The following is a 903-nucleotide window of genomic DNA, read 5'->3' on the forward strand; positions in this document are numbered from 1 at the left end:
CGCTCTTCAATGACTCTGGCGGTAGATAGAATAGAGTAAAAGGGCTGGAACCTAGTGAGAAGCGATGATAGCACCCCGTATAGCCAAGGCGACAGTAGGGTTTGTGGATGAGTATTGCGAACGTTACCGAGACCTATTTGTCGAGGTGAGAAGCTTCGAAGCGTTCAAGCATCTGCATGTGGGGATGATATCTGAAGCGAAACGAAAATCGCTACCAGCGATTGCAAAAGTCACAGGGTTGCCGAATGCTCAATCATTACAACAGTTTTTGGTCAACTCTCCGTGGTGTGTTAAGGACTTGAGGCAACGACGCATAGACCTGATTCTCTCCCTTGTGGGTACGCGAAAGCTAGTGCTGGTGATTGATGAAACAGGAGATCGCAAGAAAGGACATGTCACGGACTATGTCAAACGGCAGTACATCGGCAACTTGGGCAAAGTAGAGAACGGGATTGTTTCAGTAGATGCCTACGGGGTGATTGACAACATCGCTTTTCCCTTAGCCTTTGAAGTCTATAAGCCAAAAGCACGATTAAGCGCAGAAGACACTCATCGTACCAAGCCCGAGATCGCAGCAGCCATGGTTCAAGACCTCTGTGAGATAGGCTTCAAATTTGAACTGGTTCTGGCCGATAGTGCCTATGGCGAAAGCGGCAGCAGTTTTGTCAAGACACTCCATCGAATGGCTCTACCCTACGTGCTGGCTATCCGTTCTAACCATGCCGTTCTATTGCCTAAAGAGCAACAAGTGCGAGCCAATCGCTGGCGTGAGTATGAGCGGACGTTTAGTGATGGTAGCCACGAAACTCGCTTCATTCGAGAGATTGTCTATGGCAAACGACGTGCCCAGCGCTACTGGCAACTGACCACTGACAAAGAAACCCTACCGTCGGCCTCAACTTG

At 49.4% G+C, this 903-nt stretch carries 1 protein-coding gene; it reads left to right on the plus strand.

The genetic code is table 11. From position 1 onward, the window contains the following. Positions 1–64: 64 nt before the first annotated feature. Positions 65–903: IS701 family transposase (locus JUJ53_RS19300; RefSeq protein WP_204153674.1), on the plus strand; the 839-nt coding region annotated here is incomplete at its 3' end.

This window comes from Leptolyngbya sp. CCY15150 (assembly GCF_016888135.1).
GTDB lineage: Bacteria > Cyanobacteriota > Cyanobacteriia > RECH01 > RECH01 > RECH01.